The sequence below is a fragment of the Acidibrevibacterium sp. genome (assembly GCF_049965395.1).
Classification (GTDB): Bacteria; Pseudomonadota; Alphaproteobacteria; order Acetobacterales; family Acetobacteraceae; genus Acidibrevibacterium; species Acidibrevibacterium fodinaquatile.
In genome coordinates, this window is record NZ_JBMFWJ010000015.1 from 13,664 (window position 1) to 34,464 (window position 20,801).

The 20,801-nt window shown below is 64.9% G+C and carries 19 protein-coding genes; 8 read left to right on the forward strand and 11 right to left on the reverse strand.

Annotated elements, in window-relative coordinates; translation table 11 throughout:
• Nucleotides 1-18: 18 nt before the first annotated feature.
• A complete protein-coding gene (locus ACP5M5_RS06620) occupies nucleotides 19-1,629 on the forward strand; it encodes a lysine--tRNA ligase (protein ID WP_427936314.1) in 1,611 nt (536 codons plus the stop codon).
• Between the two features lie 1,966 nt (nucleotides 1,630-3,595).
• Here ACP5M5_RS06620 and ACP5M5_RS06625 read toward each other — a convergent pair.
• The 4 genes from ACP5M5_RS06625 to ACP5M5_RS06640 all read right to left on the reverse strand — a co-directional run bounded on the left by ACP5M5_RS06625 (nucleotide 3,596) and on the right by ACP5M5_RS06640 (nucleotide 7,001).
• Nucleotides 3,596-4,873 (reverse strand): TRAP transporter large permease, encoded by a 1,278-nt coding sequence (locus ACP5M5_RS06625; protein ID WP_427936315.1) that lies wholly within the window; start codon nucleotides 4,871-4,873, stop codon nucleotides 3,596-3,598.
• A 17-nt stretch (nucleotides 4,874-4,890) separates the two neighbouring features.
• The gene (locus tag ACP5M5_RS06630) at nucleotides 4,891-5,433 is read right to left on the reverse strand and encodes a TRAP transporter small permease (protein ID WP_427936316.1); all 543 of its coding nucleotides are present in this window, start codon (nucleotides 5,431-5,433) and stop codon (nucleotides 4,891-4,893) included.
• Nucleotides 5,414-6,442, reverse strand: coding sequence for a TRAP transporter substrate-binding protein DctP (dctP, locus tag ACP5M5_RS06635; RefSeq protein WP_427936317.1), 1,029 nt, complete (start codon nucleotides 6,440-6,442; stop codon nucleotides 5,414-5,416). Before dctP ends, ACP5M5_RS06630 begins: the two co-directional genes overlap by 20 nt.
• A 121-nt stretch (nucleotides 6,443-6,563) precedes the next feature.
• Nucleotides 6,564-7,001 carry a phasin family protein gene (locus tag ACP5M5_RS06640; RefSeq protein WP_114912781.1) on the reverse strand — a complete coding sequence of 146 codons (438 nt, stop codon included), beginning with the start codon at nucleotides 6,999-7,001 and terminating at the stop codon, nucleotides 6,564-6,566.
• A gap of 191 nt (nucleotides 7,002-7,192) precedes the next feature.
• Between ACP5M5_RS06640 and lepA the strand changes: the two genes are divergently transcribed.
• On the forward strand, nucleotides 7,193-8,995 hold the full coding sequence (gene lepA / locus ACP5M5_RS06645) for a translation elongation factor 4 (RefSeq protein ID WP_427936318.1): 1,803 nt from the start codon (nucleotides 7,193-7,195) through the stop codon (nucleotides 8,993-8,995).
• 111 nt (nucleotides 8,996-9,106) lie between these two features.
• Here lepA and ACP5M5_RS06650 read toward each other — a convergent pair whose 3' ends face one another.
• On the reverse strand, nucleotides 9,107-9,787 hold the full coding sequence (locus ACP5M5_RS06650) for a lipid-binding SYLF domain-containing protein (protein ID WP_427936319.1): 681 nt from the start codon (nucleotides 9,785-9,787) through the stop codon (nucleotides 9,107-9,109).
• Nucleotides 9,788-10,046: 259 nt separating this feature from the next.
• Between ACP5M5_RS06650 and ACP5M5_RS06655 the strand changes: the two genes are divergently transcribed.
• The 3 genes from ACP5M5_RS06655 (at nucleotide 10,047) to ACP5M5_RS06665 (ending at nucleotide 12,545) form a co-directional block, all read left to right on the forward strand.
• Entirely contained in the window at nucleotides 10,047-10,850 is an 804-nt protein-coding gene (locus ACP5M5_RS06655; RefSeq protein WP_427936364.1) for a TerB family tellurite resistance protein, read from the forward strand.
• Nucleotides 10,847-11,572, forward strand: a complete 726-nt coding sequence (locus ACP5M5_RS06660; protein WP_427936320.1) for an N-acetylmuramoyl-L-alanine amidase — start codon at nucleotides 10,847-10,849, stop codon at nucleotides 11,570-11,572. Before ACP5M5_RS06655 ends, ACP5M5_RS06660 begins: the two co-directional genes overlap by 4 nt.
• Nucleotides 11,573-11,813: 241 nt before the next feature.
• Entirely contained in the window at nucleotides 11,814-12,545 is a 732-nt protein-coding gene (locus tag ACP5M5_RS06665) for a PEP-CTERM sorting domain-containing protein (RefSeq protein WP_427936321.1), read from the forward strand.
• Here the strand turns inward: ACP5M5_RS06665 and kdsA are convergent.
• The 4 genes from kdsA to tpiA form a co-directional block, all read right to left on the reverse strand.
• Nucleotides 12,542-13,411: a 3-deoxy-8-phosphooctulonate synthase gene (kdsA, locus tag ACP5M5_RS06670; RefSeq protein ID WP_427936322.1), complete on the reverse strand. Its 870-nt coding sequence runs from the start codon at nucleotides 13,409-13,411 to the stop codon at nucleotides 12,542-12,544. The two genes, ACP5M5_RS06665 and kdsA, sit on opposite strands and share 4 nt — an antisense overlap.
• A 12-nt stretch (nucleotides 13,412-13,423) precedes the next feature.
• On the reverse strand, nucleotides 13,424-15,055 hold the full coding sequence (locus ACP5M5_RS06675; RefSeq protein WP_427936323.1) for a CTP synthase: 1,632 nt from the start codon (nucleotides 15,053-15,055) through the stop codon (nucleotides 13,424-13,426).
• A 62-nt stretch (nucleotides 15,056-15,117) separates the two neighbouring features.
• Entirely contained in the window at nucleotides 15,118-15,516 is a 399-nt protein-coding gene (gene secG / locus ACP5M5_RS06680; RefSeq protein WP_427936324.1) for a preprotein translocase subunit SecG, read from the reverse strand.
• A gap of 50 nt (nucleotides 15,517-15,566) precedes the next feature.
• Entirely contained in the window at nucleotides 15,567-16,340 is a 774-nt protein-coding gene (gene tpiA, locus ACP5M5_RS06685; RefSeq protein WP_427936325.1) for a triose-phosphate isomerase, read from the reverse strand.
• A gap of 251 nt (nucleotides 16,341-16,591) precedes the next feature.
• Between tpiA and ACP5M5_RS06690 the strand changes: the two genes are divergently transcribed.
• Complete coding sequence (locus tag ACP5M5_RS06690) at nucleotides 16,592-17,476, forward strand: S-methyl-5'-thioadenosine phosphorylase (RefSeq protein ID WP_427936326.1); 885 nt, start codon at nucleotides 16,592-16,594, stop codon at nucleotides 17,474-17,476.
• Between the two features lie 10 nt (nucleotides 17,477-17,486).
• Here ACP5M5_RS06690 and ACP5M5_RS06695 read toward each other — a convergent pair whose 3' ends face one another.
• Nucleotides 17,487-18,269: a DUF1217 domain-containing protein gene (locus ACP5M5_RS06695; protein WP_427936327.1), complete on the reverse strand. Its 783-nt coding sequence runs from the start codon at nucleotides 18,267-18,269 to the stop codon at nucleotides 17,487-17,489.
• 213 nt (nucleotides 18,270-18,482) lie between these two features.
• On the opposite strand from ACP5M5_RS06695, the gene ACP5M5_RS06700 reads away from it, so the two are divergent.
• Nucleotides 18,483-19,718, forward strand: coding sequence for a flagellin (locus ACP5M5_RS06700; protein WP_427936328.1), 1,236 nt, complete (start codon nucleotides 18,483-18,485; stop codon nucleotides 19,716-19,718).
• 77 nt (nucleotides 19,719-19,795) lie between these two features.
• Complete coding sequence (locus tag ACP5M5_RS06705; RefSeq protein ID WP_427936329.1) at nucleotides 19,796-20,215, forward strand: flagellar biosynthesis regulator FlaF; 420 nt, start codon at nucleotides 19,796-19,798, stop codon at nucleotides 20,213-20,215.
• Here ACP5M5_RS06705 and folK read toward each other — a convergent pair whose 3' ends face one another.
• Entirely contained in the window at nucleotides 20,216-20,767 is a 552-nt protein-coding gene (gene folK / locus ACP5M5_RS06710) for a 2-amino-4-hydroxy-6-hydroxymethyldihydropteridine diphosphokinase (protein WP_427936365.1), read from the reverse strand. It abuts the gene before it with no gap.
• Between the last annotated feature and the right edge of the window lie 34 nt (nucleotides 20,768-20,801).

The window sequence follows — 20,801 nt, forward strand, 5'->3', positions numbered from 1 at the left end:
GGTTTCTAGCTTGCGTTCATGACGGACACATTTCGCAACATGGCGCCACCCCCCCCGCAATCGCTGCTCGCTGACCTGCCCAAGGCGTGGCCGTTCGAGGAGGCCGCTAAACTCGCCACGCGGCTCGCCAAAACCGGCGCGCAGCGGGCGCTGTTTGCGACCGGCTACGGCCCTTCCGGCCTTCCCCATATCGGCACGTTCGGCGAGGTCGCCCGCACCTCCTGGGTGCGCCATGCGTTTGGCGTGCTCACCGGCCTGCCCTCTCGGCTCATCGCTTTCAGCGATGACATGGATGGTCTGCGCAAGGTGCCGGACAATGTGCCCAACCGCGCAATGCTGGAGGGTCATCTCGGCAAGCCGCTCACCCGGATCCCCGATCCGTTCGGCACGCATGAAAGCTTCGGCGCCCATAACAATGCCCGTCTGCAAGGGTTTCTCGACACCTTCGGCTTCGATTATCAGTTTGCCTCGGCGACCGATTATTACACCGCCGGGCGGTTCGATGCCGCGTTGCTCCGCCTGCTCGAAGTCTATGACGAGGTGATGGCGGTCATTCTCCCGACCCTCGGCTCCGAACGCCGGGCAACCTATGCGCCGGTTCTGCCGATCCATCCCGAAACCGGCATCGTCATGCAGGTTGCCCTGACGAAAATCGACCGCGACGCCGGAACCGTCGCTTGGCGCGATCCCGAGAGCGGCAAATCCTACGAAACCCCGGTGACCGGCGGGCATTGCAAACTGCAATGGAAGGCGGACTGGGCGATGCGCTGGCATGCGCTCGGCGTCGATTATGAAATGTCGGGCAAGGACCTCATCGACAGCGTGCGGCTTTCGGGAAAAATCTGCCGCATCCTCGGCAGTATGCCGCCCGAGGCCTATACCTACGAATTGTTCCTTGACGAAAACGGCCAGAAAATCAGCAAATCGAAGGGCAACGGGCTCTCCGTCGAGGATTGGCTGCGTTACGCGCCGCCCGAATCGCTCGCGCAATTCATGTATAATGCGCCGCACCGCGCCAAGCGGCTCTATTTCGACGTGATCCCGCGCGCCGTCGATGAATACCTCGCCAATCTCGAACGCGCCCACGCCCAGGATGGGGCGGCGCTGATGGCGAACCCGGTCTGGCATATCGGCGGCGGCGCCATCCCCGTCGAGGACGTGCCGCTCTCGTTTACGCTGCTGCTCAACCTCGCCGCCGTGGTCAATGCCGAACGCGCCGATATTCTCTGGAGCTTCATCCGCCGCTATGCGCCGGCGGCAACCCCGGAGGGCAATCCGCTGCTCGCCCGCCTCGTCGAGCACGCGATCATCTATTATCGTGATTTCATCCGCCCGGCGAAGCGCCATCGCGCCCCCGATGACCTCGAGCGCACGGCCCTCGCGGAACTGGCCGCGGAACTTCCCCATCTCGCGCAAGGCGCCGACGAGACGGCGATCCAGACCCTGCTTTATGACATCGGCAAGCGTCACCCGTTTCCCGATCTTCGCGCCTGGTTCGGCACCCTCTATCAGGTCCTGCTCGGTCAGGCGGAGGGGCCGCGTTTCGGTAATTTCGTCGCGATCTATGGCATTCCGGAAACCATCGCGCTGATCGAGGCGGCGCTCGCGCGCCCCGCCGATGCCGCCTGAGGCGCCAGCACTCTCTGCCAAGTCGGTGCGGCGGGCGGTTTTTTCGCTGCGCCATGTGCCGCCACTGCTCGGGCTCGTCCTACTGATTGCGGCGGTGTTCGTGGTCCAGCGCGAATTCCGCTCGCTTCGGCTCGAGGACATCATCGCCGCACTCGACGCCATCCCCGAGCGCGCGCTGGCGAGCGCCTTTGGCTTTACCCTGCTCGCTTATGGTGTGCTGACATTCTATGACCGCCTTGCGATCATTTATGCCGGGGCGCGGGTTTCCTATTGGCGAACCGCGTTCGCTTCGTTCTGCGCCTATGCGCTTTCGCATAATCTCGGCTTTGCCGCGGTGTCCGGGGCGGCGGTGCGCTTTCGCCTCTATGCCCATTGGGGCCTCACGCCGGTGCAGATCGGCAAGGTGATCGCCTTTTGCAGCCTCACCTTCGGCCTTGGCGGCATGGTGTTGGGCGGTGCGATTCTGTTCGTCGAGCCCGGCGCGGTGCCTTTGTTCGGCGACAAGCTGCCGCCTTATCTTCCCGCCGTCGCCGGCGCCGGCCTTTGGGCACTGGTGCTCGGCTATCTCTGGATTGCCCGCAGCCTCGGCCATCTTCGCCTGTTCGGCCACGACATCGCGCTGCCCGACAGCCGGATGGCGGTTTTGCAGGTGATGATCGCCGCCGCCGACGTCGCCGTCACCTCCCTGATCCTCTATGCGCTTTTGCCGCCGGCGCCGGGGCTCAGCTATCTGCGGTGCCTTGCGGTCTATGTCGTTGCGACCAGCGCCGGCCTGCTCGCGAGCCTGCCGGCCGGAATCGGCGTCTTCGATAGCCTCGTCCTGCTCGGCCTCTCGCCCTATCTCGGTGCCCCGCAAATCGCCGGCGCGATTATCGTCTTTCGGCTTTATTACTCGATCATTCCGCTGTTCCTCGCCGGCGGCCTGTTCGCCGGCAACGAAATTCTCTTGCGCGGGCGCGAGATCCTGCCGGGCGGGGCGCCGGCGCCGGGCTGGATCAGCGGTCTTGGCAGCTGGAGCGAGCCGGATTTCGCGGTCGCGATCGCGACCGGGGCAGTGACGATCTGCGGCGCCATGCTGCTTTTGCTCGGTGTCGTCGGGCCGATGCCGGACATGTCATGGGTCGATGCCGATCTCGCCGAGTTGAGCACCCCCTCGGGACAATTCATCCCCTCGCTGCTCGGCGCCGGGCTGCTCGCCCTTGCCTTCGGGCTCTCGCGGCGTGTCACCCTCGCCTGGGGGGCGGTGGTGGTGCTGCTTTTGGCCGCCGCCGCGGTGACCTTCGTCGAAGGCGTGCGCTGGTGGGTGCCGGCCATGCTGCTCGCGGCGACGGCGCTGATCGCGCCGTTCCGGCGGGCGTTTTACCGCCATGTCCATCTCACCTCCGACCCGTTCGATCTCGCCGCATCGCTACCGCTGCTCGCGCTCGTGCTCTGTGTCATCACCCTCTCCGCTTTCGAGCATCATGTCCGCGGCCTCGCCGATCAGAGCTGGTGGGAGGTGGTCGCTTCGCCGCAAGCGCCCAATGGGCTCCGGCTCAGCCTCGCGCTCGCGGTCGGCTTGGGGGTCCTCGCGATCTGGCAATTGCTGCGCCCGGGGCAGGTGCGGCTCGAGCCCTGGAGCGGTGACGCGCGGCGGCGGTTCCAAGCGCTCGGCGGCACGCCGCCGGCGGCGGCCGATGGCCTGCTCTGGGGGGAGGCGGGTGACGCGGCGCTGCCGGTGCGGCGGTTCGGCCATCTCGTCGTCGGGCTCGGTGATCCTGTCGGAGCGGTCGCCGATCGGGTTTCGGCGATCTGGCGGCTGCGCGATCTCGCGACTCAGGAAGGGGCGACGCCGGCGGTCTGGCAAGGCGGCGAAGCCTTGCTCGGGGTCTATGCCGATATCGGCCTCTCAGCAGTTCCGGCCCCTGGTGAGGCGGGACACTACGCGCTTTGCCGCACCGAGCGCGATCTCACCCTTTTGCTCGCCTCAATGGAACACGAGATGGGGCAGCCAGAGGGTGAGGATCGGCACATAGGTGATGATCCCGAGTACGACCAAGAGCAGGATCAGAAACGGCAGGATGCCACGGATCACCTCGCCGATGGGCGCATTTGAGATCGTCGACAGCACGAAGAGATTGAGCCCGACCGGTGGATGGACGAGGCCGATTTCCATGTTGTGGGTGAAAATGATGGCGAAATGCACGGGATCGACGCCGAGCGGCACCAAGGCCGGCGCCAGCACCGGCAGCACCAGGAGGAGCGTTGCCGTCACCTCCAGAAAGCAGCCGAGCACGAGCAAAAGGACATTGATCGCCAGCAGGAATTGCCAGGTGCGAAACCCGTGCGCGACGGTGAAATGAACAAGCGCGGCGGGAATGCCCGATTGCGTCATCCAATGGCCGAACGCGAGCGCCGAGGCGACGATCAGCATGATCGCGCCGGCGCTGCGCAGCCCATCGGCGACCACCGCGAGCGTCTCCGCGGGGTGAAAGCCGCGGTAAAAGACCAGGCTGACGAAGAGGGCCACCACCGCCGCCACCGCCGCCGCTTCGGTCACCGTCACCAGCCCGCCATAGATCCCGACCAGAACCACCGCCGGCACCGCGAGTGCGGGGAGCGCCGCCCAGGTGACGGCGAGGCGGCGGCGCCAGGGCAGGGACGGCTCGATCGGGAAATTATTGCGCCGCGCCGTGTACCACACCCAGCCGAAAAACGCCGTCGCCTGTAAGAGGCCCGGCAGGATGCCAGCGAGAAACAGGCGCGGCACCGATTGCTCGGCGACGATGCCGTAGAGAATGAGCGCGATCGAGGGCGGCACGACGATGCCGATGGTCCCCGAGGCGCCAATGACGCCGAGCGCGAAGGAACGCGGGTAGCCACGCGCCAGCATCGCCGGCAAAAGGATGGTGCCCATCGCCAGCGCGGTCGCGACGCTCGAGCCGCAGATCGCGGCAAACAGCGTGCAGGCAACGACGGTGACGAGGCCGAGCGAGCCGCGCACGCCGCCGAGCCAGGCGACGGCGAGATCGACCAGCGCCTGCGCAACCCCGCCGCGGCGCATGAAGGCGGCGGCCATGACGAAGAGCGGCAACGCCATCAGCGTCGTCGAATTGAGCTGATCGATGATCACCTGCGCAACGCCGATCAGCGGCTGGCCGGAGACCGCATAGAGGATGGCAGCGCACACCCCGAGCACCAGAAAAATCGGCAGCCCGACGGCGAGCAGGCCGAAAAACAGCACGAGAAAGAGGAGAACCGTCATCGTCCGAAAAAACGCGCTTATTCGGTGCGCGTTACGTCGCTGCGGCCGATCGTCATCCGGCGCGCATCGAACGCGAAGAGATAGCGACCGAGGCGCGCGAGATAGCGGAGCGCCATCAGCCCGCCGCCGACCGGGAGGGCGAGATAATAGAGCCACATCGGGAATTGCAGATCGGTCGAACTCCGCTCATCGAGCAGCCAGGCGGTCGCGACGATCTGCCAGCCATAATAGACGAGACCGGCGCAGAAAACGATCGCGACCAGGGAGTTGGCGATCTCAAGCCAACGCTGGCCGGCCGGTGGCAGCAGCCGCAAGACGACATCGGGGCGGACATGGCCATCACTCCGCGCGAGTTCGGAGGCGACGATCATCACCGCCCAGACCAGGAGATAGACAATGACCTCCTCGGCCCAGGAGATCGCGTGTGCCGGCGCGAGATAGCGGCCAAGCACCTGGACACTGCCGGCAAGCAGCGCCGCGAGCCCGAGCAACCCGACGATGACGCGTTCGGCCCGCGACCAGAGAGCGCGTGCGCCTCGTTCAGGCGGCAGTGCCGACATCTTCGCTGACCAGACGCACCATGTCCGCCGACACCTTGATCTCGCGCGCGACTTTGTCCTGGTCGGCCAGCATCTTCTTGCGCTCGGCGGCGACCTGATCGGCGGGCGGGACGGTGTAGGTCACGCCATGGGCGATCAATTTTTCGCGCGCGGCGTCCTGATCGGCCTGCATAGCGGCGCGGTAGGTCGGGATGTTCGCAGCCCAAAGATCGGTCATCAGTTTCTGCAGATCGGGCGCAAGGCCGCTCCAGAAGCTATTGGCGACGATCGGGATATATTCGCCGATGAATTGATGATCGGCGAGGACGTATTTCACCCCCGCTTCCCAGAGCTGGGCGCTGGCGACGCTCTCGTCGGTGCTGACGAGGCCATCGAACGTGCCTTGCGAGAGGGCCAAGGGCACGTTCGGCCAGGCGGTGGTATTGGGGATGGCGCCGAAGAAGCGCGCCCGCCAGGCTTGGCCGGCGCCGCCGGAGTTGCGGATCTTAAGGCCGCGCAAATCTTCGAATGCGGTGAGCTTATGGGACGCCGCGTACCAATTCTGATAGCCGAGATCGAGCCAGGGGCCGAGAACATGACCGCGCAAGCGCTTGTCGATCTCGCCATTCACCATGGCGCCGGCGCGGCCATCGACCACTTTGTGGGTGACCGTAAAGGGCTGACCATAAAGGGCGGGGAGTTGGAAGAGATCGCAATCGGGAATGAAGCCGGTCATCGTCCAGGTGCCGGGGCAGGCCATTTCCACTTGCCCCTGGATCAGCGCTTTCGAGACATCGAGATCGGAGAAAAGCTGCCCGCTTTGGAACAATTCGGTCTTGATCCGGCCTTCTGACGCGGCATCGAGCTTTTTGAGATAATCGGCGAGCGATTTGTTACGCCCGTGCGAGGGCGCGGTGTCGAGCGAGCAGCGGAGCCGGATCGCGGCGTCTGCCCGGGCGTGGCGCAACACTGCCGGCATCGCGAGAATGGCCGCGCCGAGGGCGCGGCGGCGGGTCAAACACGGCGTCATGGATCACTTCCTCCCAATCGCAACCGCTCGATCGCAGGGGATCGATGCGGGCGCACTCTCCGGGCAAGCCTGCCCCGCCGTCAAGGGGAGACTGGCCGCGGCGCGCTGGCCGCACCAACGCTCAGCGGTCGGAGCCCGCTTTCTCCATCACCGCGCGCATTTCCTCCATGGCCTCCATGAAGCGGCGGTTGAGGATCTCCACCGCCTCGCCATTGGCGCGCTGAATAAGCTCGCTCAGTTCCTTGGCATTGCTTACCGCCCGCTCATAGGCGCGGCGCACCAGCTCGGCGTGTTTGGCGGCGCGTTGGGTGGGGTTTTCAGGGGTGCTGAGGAGTGCCACCGCCTCGCTCATCTCGGCCATGTTCTGCTGCAGGATTTCCATGTTGCGCCGCGCCACCGCCTGTGCCCCCTCCATCGCGATCCGGTTGGCCATGGTGAAAACCTCGATATTACGGCGATAGGCGCCGAGCAGCCCCTCCATATCGGGCATCTGCGGCATTTTCATCTCCCCGAACACGCCACCGAACGGGGCTTCGCCGGGTTTTTTGGCATTGGCCATGGTTTTATCCTCTATACCTGAAAGGGTCATCGTAAGCGGCATTCATCCTAGGCGTTTTCATAGCCGGCGCGAGATGAAATTTTGCGCGAGCGGGCGGCCGGATCGAAAACTCGCCCCGAGATTGCGTCCCCAAGATCGCACCCCCGAGATCACGGCTGACAGCGGCGCGAAAACTGCTTATGTCGCGCTCCATGACCGAAACACCACTCGAACTGATCCGCAACTTCGCCATCATCGCCCATATCGATCATGGCAAATCAACCCTCGCCGACCGCCTGATCGAGGCCACCGGCGCGCTCTCCAACCGTGAAATGACGGCCCAAGTGCTCGATACCATGGAGATCGAGCGCGAACGCGGCATCACGATTAAGGCCCAGACCGTCCGCCTCAGCTATCGCGCACAGGACGGCAAGACCTACGTCCTCAATCTCATGGACACGCCCGGCCATGTCGATTTCGCCTATGAGGTGAGCCGCAGCCTTGCCGCGTGCGAGGGCTCGCTCCTGGTCGTCGATGCAAGCCAGGGGGTGGAGGCGCAGACCCTGGCCAATGTCTATCAGGCGATCGAGGCCGGGCACGAAATCGTGCCGGTTCTGAACAAGATCGATCTCCCCGCCGCCGAGCCCGAGCGCGTGCGCGCCCAGATCGAGGACGTGATCGGGCTCGACGCATCGGACGCGGTGATGATCAGCGCCAAAACCGGGCTCAACATCGAAGGCGTGCTCGAAGCCCTCGTCACCCGCTTGCCGCCGCCCAGCGGCGATGCCGAGGCACCGCTCAAGGCGCTGCTCGTCGATAGCTGGTATGACCCCTATCTTGGCGTCGTCATCTTGGTCCGGGTCAAAGACGGGCGGCTCGCGCGCGGCCAGCGCATCCGCATGATGGCGACCGGCGCCGTCCATGTCATCGAGCAGACCGGCGTCTTTTCGCCCCGCTTGCAGCCGGTCGCCGATCTCGGCCCAGGCGAAATCGGCTATATCACCGCCGGGATCAAAACGGTCGCGGATTGTCGGGTCGGCGACACGATCACCGATGATCGCCATCCGGCACAAACGCCGCTGCCCGGCTTCAAGCCCTCAGTGCCGGTGGTGTGGTGCGGGCTCTATCCGGTGGACGCCGATGATTTCGAAAAATTGCGCGACAGCCTCGGCAAGCTCCGCCTCAATGACGCAAGCTTCCATTACGAGCCAGAAACCTCGGCCGCGCTCGGTTTTGGCTTTCGCTGCGGCTTCCTCGGGCTTTTGCATCTCGAGATCGTGCAAGAACGCCTCGCGCGGGAATTCGATCTCGATCTCATCGCGACCGCGCCCTCGGTGGTCTATCGCATCCATCGCACCAATGGCACCATCGAGGATCTGCATAATCCCGCCGACATGCCGGACGGCAGCGTCATCGATCATATCGAGGAGCCCTGGATCAAGGCGACCATCATGGTGCCGGACGAGTATCTCGGCGCTGTCCTCACCCTCTGCAACGAGCGACGCGGCCAGCAGGTCGATCTCACCTACGTCGGCAACCGCGCGATGGCGGTCTATCGCCTGCCGCTCAACGAAGTCGTTTTCGATTTCTATGACCGCCTGAAATCGGTCTCGCGCGGCTATGCCAGTTTCGATTACCAGATGGACGGCTATGCCGAGAGCGATCTCGTGCGGATCTCGATCCTGGTGAATGGTGAGCCGGTCGATGCCCTCGCCTTCATCGCCCACCGCGCTGCCGCCGAGGCTCGCGGGCGGGCGATCTGCCTGCGACTCAAGGAGCTGATCCCGAAACAATTGTTCAAAATCGCGGTGCAGGCGGCGATCGGTGCCCGGGTGATCGCGCGCGAAACCATCGGCGCGCTCGCCAAGGACGTCACCGCGAAATGCTATGGCGGCGATATCTCGCGCAAGCGCAAGCTCCTCGAGAAGCAGAAGGAAGGTAAAAAACGGATGCGCCAGTTCGGCAAAGTCGAAATCCCGCAATCTGCTTTCCTCGCTGCGCTGAAGACGAATTAGCTGCCCGAGCGGCGCGAGTAAGGTGAAGTCAAGGAGGTTCTTTTTTGGAAAAAAGAACCAAAAAACTTTCGGCCGTTGCGGCAGTGCCGATGGCACTGCCGCTCCTGAACATCAGTTGCCGAGCGCCGAAATCAGGGCGTTAGCTTTGTCGTTCTTCACTTGGCCGGCAATGATTTCCTTCGCCGTCACCGCCTTGCCGTAATAGGCCTTGTCATAATCCGGGCTCTGGGAGATGTCCGAGCCAGCCAGCGCAAGACCGCCGAACGCGCCTTCTGACTTCGACCAGATCACGACATCGGCGCCAGTGAGCTGATCCTGCGTCGCCGTGTTCAGATCGGCGAGCGCAAGCCCGCCCTGTGCCTTCAGCGTGAAGGTGCTGGTCTGCAGCATGCTATTATAGGCTTTGTCGGTCATGACGAACATCACGACCGAGCTTTCCTCCAAGCCGATCTGCACGCCGAGCGAGATCGAGGTCGAATCATAGAACGCCGGATCGCTCCAGCCACCGGTCCGCGCGAGCAGGACACCCTTGCCGTGCGAGGCGCCAATGCCGATCCCGCCCTTGATCATGTCGGGAAAAATGACCACCGCCTTGGCTTTCTGTAACAACGGCGTCACCTTCGCCGCCGCCGCCGTCTTCATCACGCCGACGGTATGGGTCGCGCTATCCACCAGACTCTGCTCGTCGCTCACGCCTGGTTTCGAGGATTCGCCGCCGCCGAACGCACTGCATCCGGCGAGCGCGAGAACACCGAGCGCGGTCAGCGCGGTGAGCCGAAAACTCTTGAACATGCGAAATTCCCTATCCTTGTTGTGGCCAATGAACGACGCGCCGAGGAAAACGCCGGCGGGCGCGAAGAGAGGCGTGCGAACCCTAGGAAGTTCGCCTGACCGAGGCAACCCCGGCACGCCCCGCGATAACCCTGAAAAGATGGCGAAGGCAATGCGTTCCAGGACGGGCGACGCGGCCGCTTGGTCACATCCGCGTGGGGCGGGCGCGGAATGACGCCATTTTGCGCCGCGCACGGCGGCCATGCTAGAGGGCCGAAGTATGGGATATTGGGGCAAGATCATCGGCGGGGTCGCCGGGTTCGCCATGGGCGGCCCGTTTGGCGCGGTGGTCGGGGCGGCACTCGGCCATGCTGCCGATACGGGCGCGATCGGGCAGGGCGTCAATGGCCTCAAATCGGCGCGCGGCGGCTTCAACCCGCTCAACCCGGCCCGTGTCGCCGCCTTGCTCGGCCGGCGCGAGCAGCTTTTCGCGATCACCGTCGTCGTCCTCGCCGCCAAGCTCGCGAAATGCGATGGCCCGGTGGTCCGCGCCGAGATCGACGCTTTCCGCCAGCATTTCCGCATCCCGCCCGCCTCTGTCCGCGATATCGGCCGCCTCTTCGACCAAGCGCGTGACAGCCCCGAGGGCTTCGAGCCCTATGCCGACCAGCTCGGCGAAAGTTTCGCCGGCCATCGCGGCGTGCTCGAGGACGTACTCGTCGCGCTTTTTGCCATCGCCCGCGCCGACCGCCCGATCAACATGGCGGAGACCGAGTTTCTCGCCCGCGTGCATCAGGGATTCGGCCTCGGCCGCGCCGCTTGGGAGCGCGCAACCGGCATCGCCGGCAGCCGCGCCGCCCGCCCCCCGGGGGGGGACGCGGACGACCCCTACGCCGTCCTCGGCATCGACGCCAGCGCCAGCGACCAAGAAGTCCATCTCGCTTGGCGCCGCTTGATGCGCGAAAATCACCCCGACAGTCTCGCCGCGCGCGGTGTGCCGGCGGAATTCATCGCGCGCGCGAGCGAAAAAGCCAGCCGTATCAACGCTGCCTGGGACCGCATCAAGCGCGAGCGTGGCCTGTGAGCCTCTGGATCGAGGATCGCCCGAGCCCCAATCACGACGCCCGCCCGCAAGCGACCACGATCGACATGATCGTGCTTCACTATACCGGGATGGCGAGCGCCGAGGCGGCGCTGGCGCGGCTCGCCGATCCGGCAGCCGAGGTCTCGGCCCATTACGTCGTCGCCGAGGATGGGCGGATCTGGCGCATGGTGCCCGAGGCGCGCCGCGCCTGGCACGCCGGCATCGCCTATTGGCGCGGCGCGACCGATATCAACGCCCGCGCGATCGGCATTGAAATCGTCAACCCCGGGCACGACGCGCTCTATCCGCCGTTTCCGGTGCTGCAACTCGCGGTGGTTTGCGATCTTTGCCTTGATATTCTCTCCCGCCACGCGGTGCCGGCGCGCAATATCGTCGGGCATTCCGATATCGCGCCGGAACGCAAGCGCGATCCGGGCGAGAAATTCGACTGGCAGGGGCTGGCGCAGAATGGCGTCGGGCTCTGGCCCGAGGGTGTCCCCGATCTCGGCACTGGTGGCGTGGTGCGGGATGCCGAAAGCCTGCGCGATGTCCGCGCCGCGCTCGCCGAAATCGGCTATCGCGTCGCCCCGGAAGGCGCGCTCGATCCTGCGCTGTCGACCGTGTTGCGCGCCTTTCAGCGCCATTGGCGCCCCGAGGCGATCACTGGCCAAGCCGATTCCGGCACTCTTGCGCGCCTCCTTGCTGTCGTTCGTATGTTATAATGAATGGTTGTTTTTTTAAGAAACGTCTCTTGGGCGGCTTCGCCATGGCCGCGCCTCGACGGCAACGTATAAAAAATAATCTTGACGCGCTGTGCGTTACCGGCTTATTAGCGAATAATTAACGTTTGCTGTCGCCATGCGCGAGAAAAAACGAGGCCGCCCAAAAAGGCGACGGAATACGGCGAGGCGCACGATGACGTGACGAGGTGCGCGGGCAAGGAAGCAAGAGGAGCAGAGTGAAATGAGCCGGCAGATCTCTAAGATAGCGCGCAGCGAGAGGCGTATGGGCGGCCTCGGCGAGCTTGCGGCGGCCTTCCTGTTTGCGGTCGGCGGCCTTGGCGTCGCGGCGGCGCCCGCCATTGCGGGCACGCTCGATTACACACTGAACGACTATGTCGGGAGCGGGACGTCTTCCTTGCCGTCGACCTATGGCACTGTCGCCTTGAACGATAATGGCGGCTCTGACGTCACGGTCACCGTGTCTTTGGCCGCGGGGGTCGGCTTCGTCAAAACCGGCGCCGGCTACGCGCTGACTTGGGATTTGGCCAATGCGCCGTCCATAACCGTGCCGGCGGCTTCCATAACCTCTGGGTTCTCCCTGGTCTCTTCGTCCGCGGGCTCATTACACACCGGCGGTGCCGGCACGTGGGATTACGCCATCGATTGCAGCACCACGACCTGTGGGAGCGGCGGCAGCACGCCTTATACCGGGCGGCCACTCAGCTTCACTATCGACAACGTCACCCTCGCCGATTTCATTGCCAACGGGAATGGTAATTATTTTGGCGCCGATGTCTGCCTCGGGGTCTCGAACGGCGGATGCGGTCACGGCATCACCGGCATGGTCGTGGCTAACAATGCTGGTGTCCCCGGCAACGCCAACATCCCCGAGCCAGCTTCGATGGCATTGCTTGGCGGCGCTCTCGGCGCGTTCGCCGCCGTCCGCCGCCGCGTCTCACATCGCGCTGGCTAAGCCCTTTCCGAGTCGCCCTGCGCGGGCGTAAGCGCCGAGGCGGGTGACTTCGCGAGGGTGTCGAACGCCTTGAGCCGCGCGAGCAGGGGCGGCATGGCGGCTAGCGGGATCATGTTCGGCCCGTCGCTCGGGGCGTGATCGGGATCGGGGTGGGTTTCGATGAAAACCGCCGCGACCCCGACCGCGAGTGCGGCGCGGGCAAGCACCGGCGCGAAACGGCGCTCGCCGCCCGAGGCGGTGCCGGCGCCGCCCGGCAACTGCACCGAGTGGGTCGCATCGAACACCACCGGATAGCCGGTTTCGGCCATGATCGGGAGCGACCGGAAATCGCTCACCAGCATATTATAGCCGAAACTCGCGCCGCGCTCGGTGAGTAGGATGCGGTGGTTGCCGGTGCTCGCGATCTTGGCGGCGACATGCGCCATATCCCAAGGGGCGAGGAACTGGCCCTTTTTCACGTTGATTGCCGCACCGGTTTCGCCGGCGGCGAGCAAAAGATCGGTCTGGCGGCAGAGAAAAGCGGGAATTTGCAGGACATCGACCGCCGCCGCCACCCTCGCGCACTGGCCGGCATCATGGACATCGGTGAGCACCGGAATGCCGAACCGCGCCCGCACCTCGGCGAGGATCTCAAGGCCCGCTGCCATCCCGACGCCGCGCGCCGCAGCCAGGCTGGTGCGGTTGGCCTTGTCGAAGCTGCTTTTGTAGATGAGCGGAATCTCGCGTGTGCGCGTCATCGCAACGAGCGCGTCGGCGACCTCGATCGCGTGCGCCCGGCTCTCGATCTGACAGGGGCCGGCGATCAGCGCAAAGGGGAGGTGGTTGCCGACGATAACCGGGCCGACGGTAACGCTGTTTTCGGCCATCGCGCCCCTCTCCTATACCAGCCGTGCCTGGCGCACCGAGGCGGCGATGAAATCGGCGAAGAGCGGGTGCGGCGAAAATGGCTTCGATTTCAGCTCGGGGTGGAACTGCACCCCGATGAACCAGGGGTGGTCGGGATATTCGACGATTTCGGGCAGCACTCCATCGGGCGAGAGCGCCGAAAACCGCAGACCAGCCCGCTCCAGTTGATCGCGATAGTCGATATTGACTTCGTAGCGATGACGATGACGCTCGGAAATCTCGGCCGCGCCGCCATAAACCGCGCGCACCAGCGAGCCCTCGGCGAGGCGGGCGGGGAAGGCGCCGAGCCGCATCGTGCCGCCGAGCGCGCCTTGGGCGGAGCGGCGCTCGATGGCGTTGCCGCGCTGCCATTCGGTGAGCAGGCCGACCACCGGCGTTGCGCACGGGCCGAACTCGCTCGAGGAGGCGTCGGTCAGGCCGGCGAGATGACGCGCCGCCTCGATCACCGCCATCTGCATGCCAAAACAGATGCCGAGAAACGGCACGCGGCGTTCGCGGGCGAAGCGAACGGCGGCGATCTTGCCCTCCGTCCCGCGCTCGCCGAAGCCGCCCGGCACCAAAATACCATGCACACCCTCAAGACGCAGCACCGCATCGGGCTGTTCGAAAATCTCGCTGTCCATCCAGTCGAGCTCGACCTTCACCCGGTTGGCGATGCCGCCATGGACCAGCGCCTCGGCGAGCGATTTATAACTGTCGAGCAGATTCATGTATTTGCCGACGACGGCGATGCGCACCGCGCCCTCCGGCGCGCGGATCGCCGCGACGATATCGCGCCAGCGCTTGAGATCCGGCGCGGCCTCGAGGGGCAGCGCGAAATGGCGCAAAACCTCGCGATCCATGCCTTCGTCGTGATAGCTGAGCGGCGCCGCATAGATGGTATCGACGTCGAGCGCCGCGATCACCGCATCCGGGCGGACATTGCAAAAGAGGGCAATCTTGCGCCGCTCATTCTCGGGGATCGGCCGCTCGCAGCGGCAAAGCAGCATATGCGGCTGGATGCCGACATTGAGCAATTCCTTGACCGAATGCTGCGTCGGCTTGGTTTTCAGCTCGCCTGCGGAACGGATATACGGCACCAGCGTGAGATGGACGAACATCGAGCACGCCGGCCCCAATTCGTTGCCGAGCTGGCGGATGGCTTCGAGAAACGGCAGACTCTCGATATCGCCGACGGTGCCGCCGATTTCGACCAGGACGAAATCGAGCCCCTCGGTCTCGCGCAGGATCGCGTCCTTGATGGCGTCGGTGATGTGCGGGATGACCTGCACCGTCGCCCCGAGATAATCGCCGCGGCGCTCGCGTGCGATCACTTCGGCATAGATCCGCCCGGTGGTGGCGTTGTCGGCGCGGGTCGCGGCGACGCCGGTGAAGCGCTCGTAATGGCCGAGATCGAGATCGGTCTCGGCGCCATCGTCGGTGACGAAGACCTCGCCATGCTGATACGGGCTCATCGTGCCGGGATCGACATTGAGATAGGGGTCAAGCTTGCGCAGCCGCACGGAATAGCCGCGCGCCTGCAAAAGCGCGCCCAGTGCCGCCGAGGCGATGCCCTTGCCGAGGGAGGAGACCACGCCGCCGGTGATGAACACGAACCGCGTCATGGGCGTTCAGTCTAGACCATCCGCGCGGCGGATGGAAACCGGTTTCGACATGCGCCGTGGTCTCAGTTGGTCGGCACGGGTGGCGCGGCCGGTTTTGCGGGCGTATTCGCGCCCGGCGCCGGGGTGGTTGGCGCCGGCGCGGCCGGCAGCGTGACGCCTTTTGCCGGCGGGCCGGGGAGCGCGGTCGCCGCCGGCGGTGGCGAGAGATCGAGTAAGCCGCGGCCGCTGCTGCCGGCGCCGCGGTCGAGCAGCGCGAGCACGAGGGCGATCCCCATGAACAACGTCGCGAGAACGGCGGTCGCGCGGGTGAGCAGATTGGCGGTGCCGCGCCCGCTCATCAGCCCGCCCATGCCCTGCGAGGAGCCGATGCCGAGCCCGCCGCCTTCGCTCCGCTGGATCAGCACGATGCCGATCAGGGCGATGGTGACGAACAAATGGAAAATGATCAAAACATTGGTCATCGGCGATCCTCGCGCGCGCGCGGGGCGATCCTCGTGCGGGCGGGCGGGTTCTAGCTCGCGCCGGGCGCCCTGCCAAGCGCCGGCGCGGCGGCGGCGGCGATCGTGAGGAAATCGCCGGGCACGAGACTTGCGCCACCGACCAAGGCGCCGCCGACCTCGGCAAGCGCGAGCACGGTGGCGGCATTGCCGGGCTTGACCGAGCCGCCATAGAGAATGGCGATCGCGCCGCCCGCCGCGCCAAAACGCTTGCCGAGCGCGGCACGGATGGCGCCGTGCATGGCGGCGATATCGTCTGCGGTCGGCGTCCGCCCGCTGCCGATCGCCCAGATTGGCTCGTACGCGACCAGCCCTGTGGGCGCGGCGGCAAAATCCGCAGGGAGCGAGGCGGCGAGCTGGCCCATCACCACCGCCTCCGCCCGCCCCGCCTGGCGCGCCGCCTCATCCTCGCCGACGCAGACGATCGGCGTGAGCCCCGCCGCCCGCGCCGCGGCAACCTTGGCGCATATTAGCGCATCGCTCTCGCCATGATCGGTGCGGCGTTCGGAATGGCCGAGAATGACGTGGCTCGCCCCCACCTCGCGCAGCATCGCGGCGGCGATATCGCCGGTATGGGCGCCACTCGCCCGCGCATCGCAATTCTGCCCGCCAACCTTGGCCGGCGCGTCCCCAAGGGCCGCAACGAGCGGCGCGATCAGCGTCGCCGGCGGGCAGAGCACGAGATCGCAGGCGAGTGATGCGGCGCGGGAGGAGACTTCCCGCGCCATCGCCTCGACCAGCGCCTTGGTGCCATTCATTTTCCAGTTGCCGATGATGATCTGCCGCATAATTACTCCAGATTTATTATAAAACCTTCTTTTGACTTCAGAAAAAGAAGCAAAAAGACTTTTTTCCCCGTTTTCTCGGCGCGGGCAGTGCCGCAGGCACTGCCCAACGGGCAAAAGTTTTTTGGTTCTTTTTTTCAAAAAAGAACATTTTTTCCTTTCTAGCTCAAGCCATGCCCGAAAACAAACCAGGCGATTTGACCGCGATCGGCGGTTCGGGCGAAAACGCGACTGACGCGAGGAGAAAGAATCCCATGACGGCATCTGTGGAACCGGTGATCGGCATCATTGGCGGCTCTGGGTTATATGACATCGCCGGGCTTGCCGAGCGGCACTGGCGCAAGATCGAGACGCCGTGGGGCGCGCCCTCGGATGAGCTATTATTCGGCCGCCTTGCGGGTGTGCGTTGCGTGTTTTTGCCGCGCCATGGCCGCGGCCATCGCCTGTCGCCGAGCCATCTCAATTACCGCGCCAATATCGATGCTTTGAAGCGCGCCGGCTGCACTGATGTGATTTCGCTCTCCGCCGTCGGCAGTTTGCGCGAGGATTTGCCGCCTGGGCATTTCGTCATCGTCGATCAGTTCATCGACCGCAGTTTCGCGCGCGAGAAGAGTTTTTTCGGCGAGGGCTGCGTTGCCCATGTTTCGATGGCGCATCCGGTCTGTTCGCGGCTTGGCGATGCCCTTCTTGCGGCCGCGCGCGATCTGCGGCTGCCGGTCACGCGCGGTGGCACCTATCTAGTGATGGAAGGCCCGCAATTCTCCACCAAGGCCGAGAGCGCGCTCTATCGCCAATGGGGTGCGAGCGTGATCGGCATGACCAACATGCCGGAGGCGAAGCTCGCCCGCGAGGCGGAGATGTGTTACGCGACCGTCGCCATGGTCACTGATTATGATTGCTGGCATCCCGAGCATGATCACGTGACGGTGGAGGCGGTGGTGCGGGTGCTTTTGGAGAACGCCGAGCACGCGCGGGGGCTGGTTTCGGCGCTGGTGCCGGCGCTCGGGGCGGAGCGTCCGCCTTGTCCGGCCGGCTGCGGCCACGCTCTCGATCACGCGCTGATCACCGCGCCCGAGGCACGCGATCCGGCTTTGATGGCGAAACTCGACGCGGTGGCTGGGCGGGTTCTCGGCGCCTGATCGCGCCGCGTCAGGCGATGAGGTTGACGAGCGGGTTGCTGGTGCCGCTGCTGAACGCGCTGGTGCCGCCGATGAGGTTGACGAGGGGGTTGGTGGTGCCGCTGCTTGCGCTGTTCTCCTGGTTCAGGACCAGGTACTTCTGCACGAACTGGTTGACGTAGCTCGGGTTCTGGAATTTTTTCAGATCCACCTGCTGGCTCAGGATGCTGACCTGCTGATTATAGTTGAGCAGGCCGAATTGCATCGGCAGGCCGAGCGCGGTCTGCACCACGCCGAGCAGGGTGTTGTCGGACATTAACTCCGGGATCGTCGTCACCGAACCGATATTGCGGGTGAAATAGAGCGCCGCCTGCATCCCCGGCATTTGCTGGTTGGCGCTGACCTCGAACTGGTTGGTGACGTAATTCTGAACGATGCTCGCGACGGTTTTGGCGTTGGAGAGCGGCGGCGGATTCCAGTTCGCCATGACATTGGCGAATTGCAGATAGGCGGGGTTCGCCATCTGCTGCACCAGGGAATTTTTCGCCGTCGGGTTCTGGGTCAGCAATTGCTTGAGGATACCCTGTTCGTTGATCAAGCCGCTCATCCCGAACGCGCCGAGCACCACTTGCAGCGCGCGGTAATTCTTGAGCAGCGCCTGCGGCGTGGTCAGGGTCGAGGCGACGCTTTGGAAATAGCTCACCGCCGACTGGGTCGCCGGATTGGCCTTGGCGGCGGCGTCCGCGTATTTCGTTTCGTTCTTGATGTAGGTTTCATACATCGGGATGATCGGCAGCCCGGAAATTCCCGACATGCGTTCAGTCCTTCCCCGCTCGCGTCTCGCCCGCCCTGATCGGGCGCCGCCCGCGGCCCGGCCGGGGCGGGCTGACATCACGCCTGGCGCCGACGCGACGCCGATTTTTCGAACCGTGCCTCATGTCGCGGGATAATGCCTCGTTTTTATAAACATTCCCTTAAGCATTTTCGCCGATCCTTCCGGGGTAGCTCACAAAAAGGAGACACACCCATGTCGTTTTCCATCAACACCAATGTCGGTGCCCTGGCGGCGTTGCAATCGCTCGATTCGACGCAGCAATCCCTGAACAACACGCAGAACGTCATCGCGAGCGGCCTTCTCGTCGGCAGCGCGAGCGACAATCCTGCCGTCTACTCGATCTCGCAGACCATGCAGGCGAATATCGCCGGCTTGACTGCGGTTCAAGACAATCTTTCCTTCGGCAACTCCGTGCTCGGGGTCGCCGCCGCCGCCGGCTCGCAGATCTCGAGCCAGCTCGCGACGCTGCAGAATACCGTGACGCAAGCGCAGCAGACCGGCATCTCGACGTCGACGATGAACACCCAGATCGACAACATCCTCAGTAATATCGACAATTTCGCCAACAACGCGACCTTCAACGGGGTCAATCTGCTAGCCACCACCGGCACCACCGGCGTCACCACGGACACCATGGTGATCCAGGATACGATCAATGCCGGTGGGCAGCTCTCGGTGGGCAACCAGCTTGGCGGTAGTACCTCGATGACGCAGGCGCTCGGGCTCACCAACCTTTCCTCCACGTCGGGTGGGCTTCAGTACAGCTTCAACAGCAGCTATGCGCCGGCCGCGGGAGATTATCTCCAGCTCTCCAACGGCACCAATAACTGGGTCTTCGAGTTCCAGACCACGGGCTCCACGCCGAGCGCCGCCCCCAGCGGCTACACGCTCGGCACGAACAGCAGCGGCGGCACCAACTATCTGACCAACGTGATCATGGGCACCAGCACCTCGCCGATGGCGGCGGTGGGCGCCTTGATCAACTCGCTCCAGCAGAGCGGCTTCGCTGCCTCGCTCAGCAACAACGGCAATCTCACGATCGCCGGCAATAATGTCTCCAGCACCGGCTCGGCTTGGGAAGCGGCCGGCACCGCCTACACCGCGGGCTCGACCACCAACGAGGCCGGGGTCAGCCAAACCGCCCTCTCCGGCGGCTCGGCGGCGATCACCATCGTCCAGAATGCCATTGGCACGATGAATGGCATCGCCGCGCAGATCGGTGCGACGCAACAGGAAGTCACGGGGATGATGAACTTCTCCTCCTCGCTTTCGACCTCGCTCACCACCGGCTCCGGGGCTTTGATCGACGCCAACATGGCCTCCGAAAGCGCGCAGTTGAACTCGCTGCAGACCAAACAGCAGCTCGCCATCCGCACGCTCTCGATCGCCAACGCTCAGCCGCAGGTTCTCTTGAACCTGTTCCAGTAACCAACGCCTGAACAAGCGGCCGGGCCCAGGGCCCGGCCGTTCTTGGCGCGTTCCAGAATGGAAGACGGAAACCCATCATGAACCGTAATCTCGCGCAGTACGAAACCGCCCGCCGCTTCACCGCGACCCCCCAGGATAACGAAATCCTGATTTTTTCGAACGCCAACGCGATGCTCGCCAACGCCAAGACCGCGGACGCGAAGACCCGCATCAGCGCGCTGTTTCACAACCAGCGGCTGTGGTCTGCGATCGTCAAGGATCTGGCGCTGGAAACCAATCAGCTTCCCGCGGACCTCAAGCAAAATCTCACCGACCTCGGCATCTGGGCGATGCAATACAGCACCCGCGCGATGGGCGAGGATCTGTCACTCGATCCGCTGATCGCCGTCAATCGCGACATGATCGAAGGGCTGCAAGCGCAGCGCGCCGCCGCACCGCCGCCGCTGCCGCCACGAGGCGATCTGGCGAGCGCCGGCCTCGTTCAGAGCGCCGTCTGATCAGGCCTCGCCCCAGTGCCCGCGAAAGCCTGGGGCGGCCACGCTCATCGCGGCTTCCGGCGGCGGCAATCTTCGTATCGCCTGCGCCGGCAAGGCCGCCAACAGCGCCGACGCGCTCTCGCCAAGAACCGGGTGCCGCCAGTCCGGGGCGATATCGGCGAGCGGGGCAAGCACGAAACCGCGTTCATGGGCGCGTGGGTGCGGCAAGATCGGGTCGGGCGCGGCGCGGCGGTGTCCATCGAGATCGATGATGTCGAGATCAAGGGTGCGCGCCGCGTTGGCGACGCCGCGGACACGCCCGAACCGCGCCTCGATCGCCTGCAACGCAGCCAGCAGCGCCTCCGGCGCAATAGCGCCAGCGAGACGGACGACGCCATTGATATAAGGCGGCTGGCCGGAAGGCGGCACCGGCGCGGTCTCATACCAGGGCGACGCCGCAACCAGCGTCAATCCCGGCAGCCGCGCGACCTCGGCGAGCGCGCGTTCACAGGTTTGCCGCGGCGCCATGCCGCCCGGACCCGGCAGATTAGCCCCGATCGCGACCAAAATCATCGCCACCCCCTTGTCTCATTCGCATGCGCGCTCT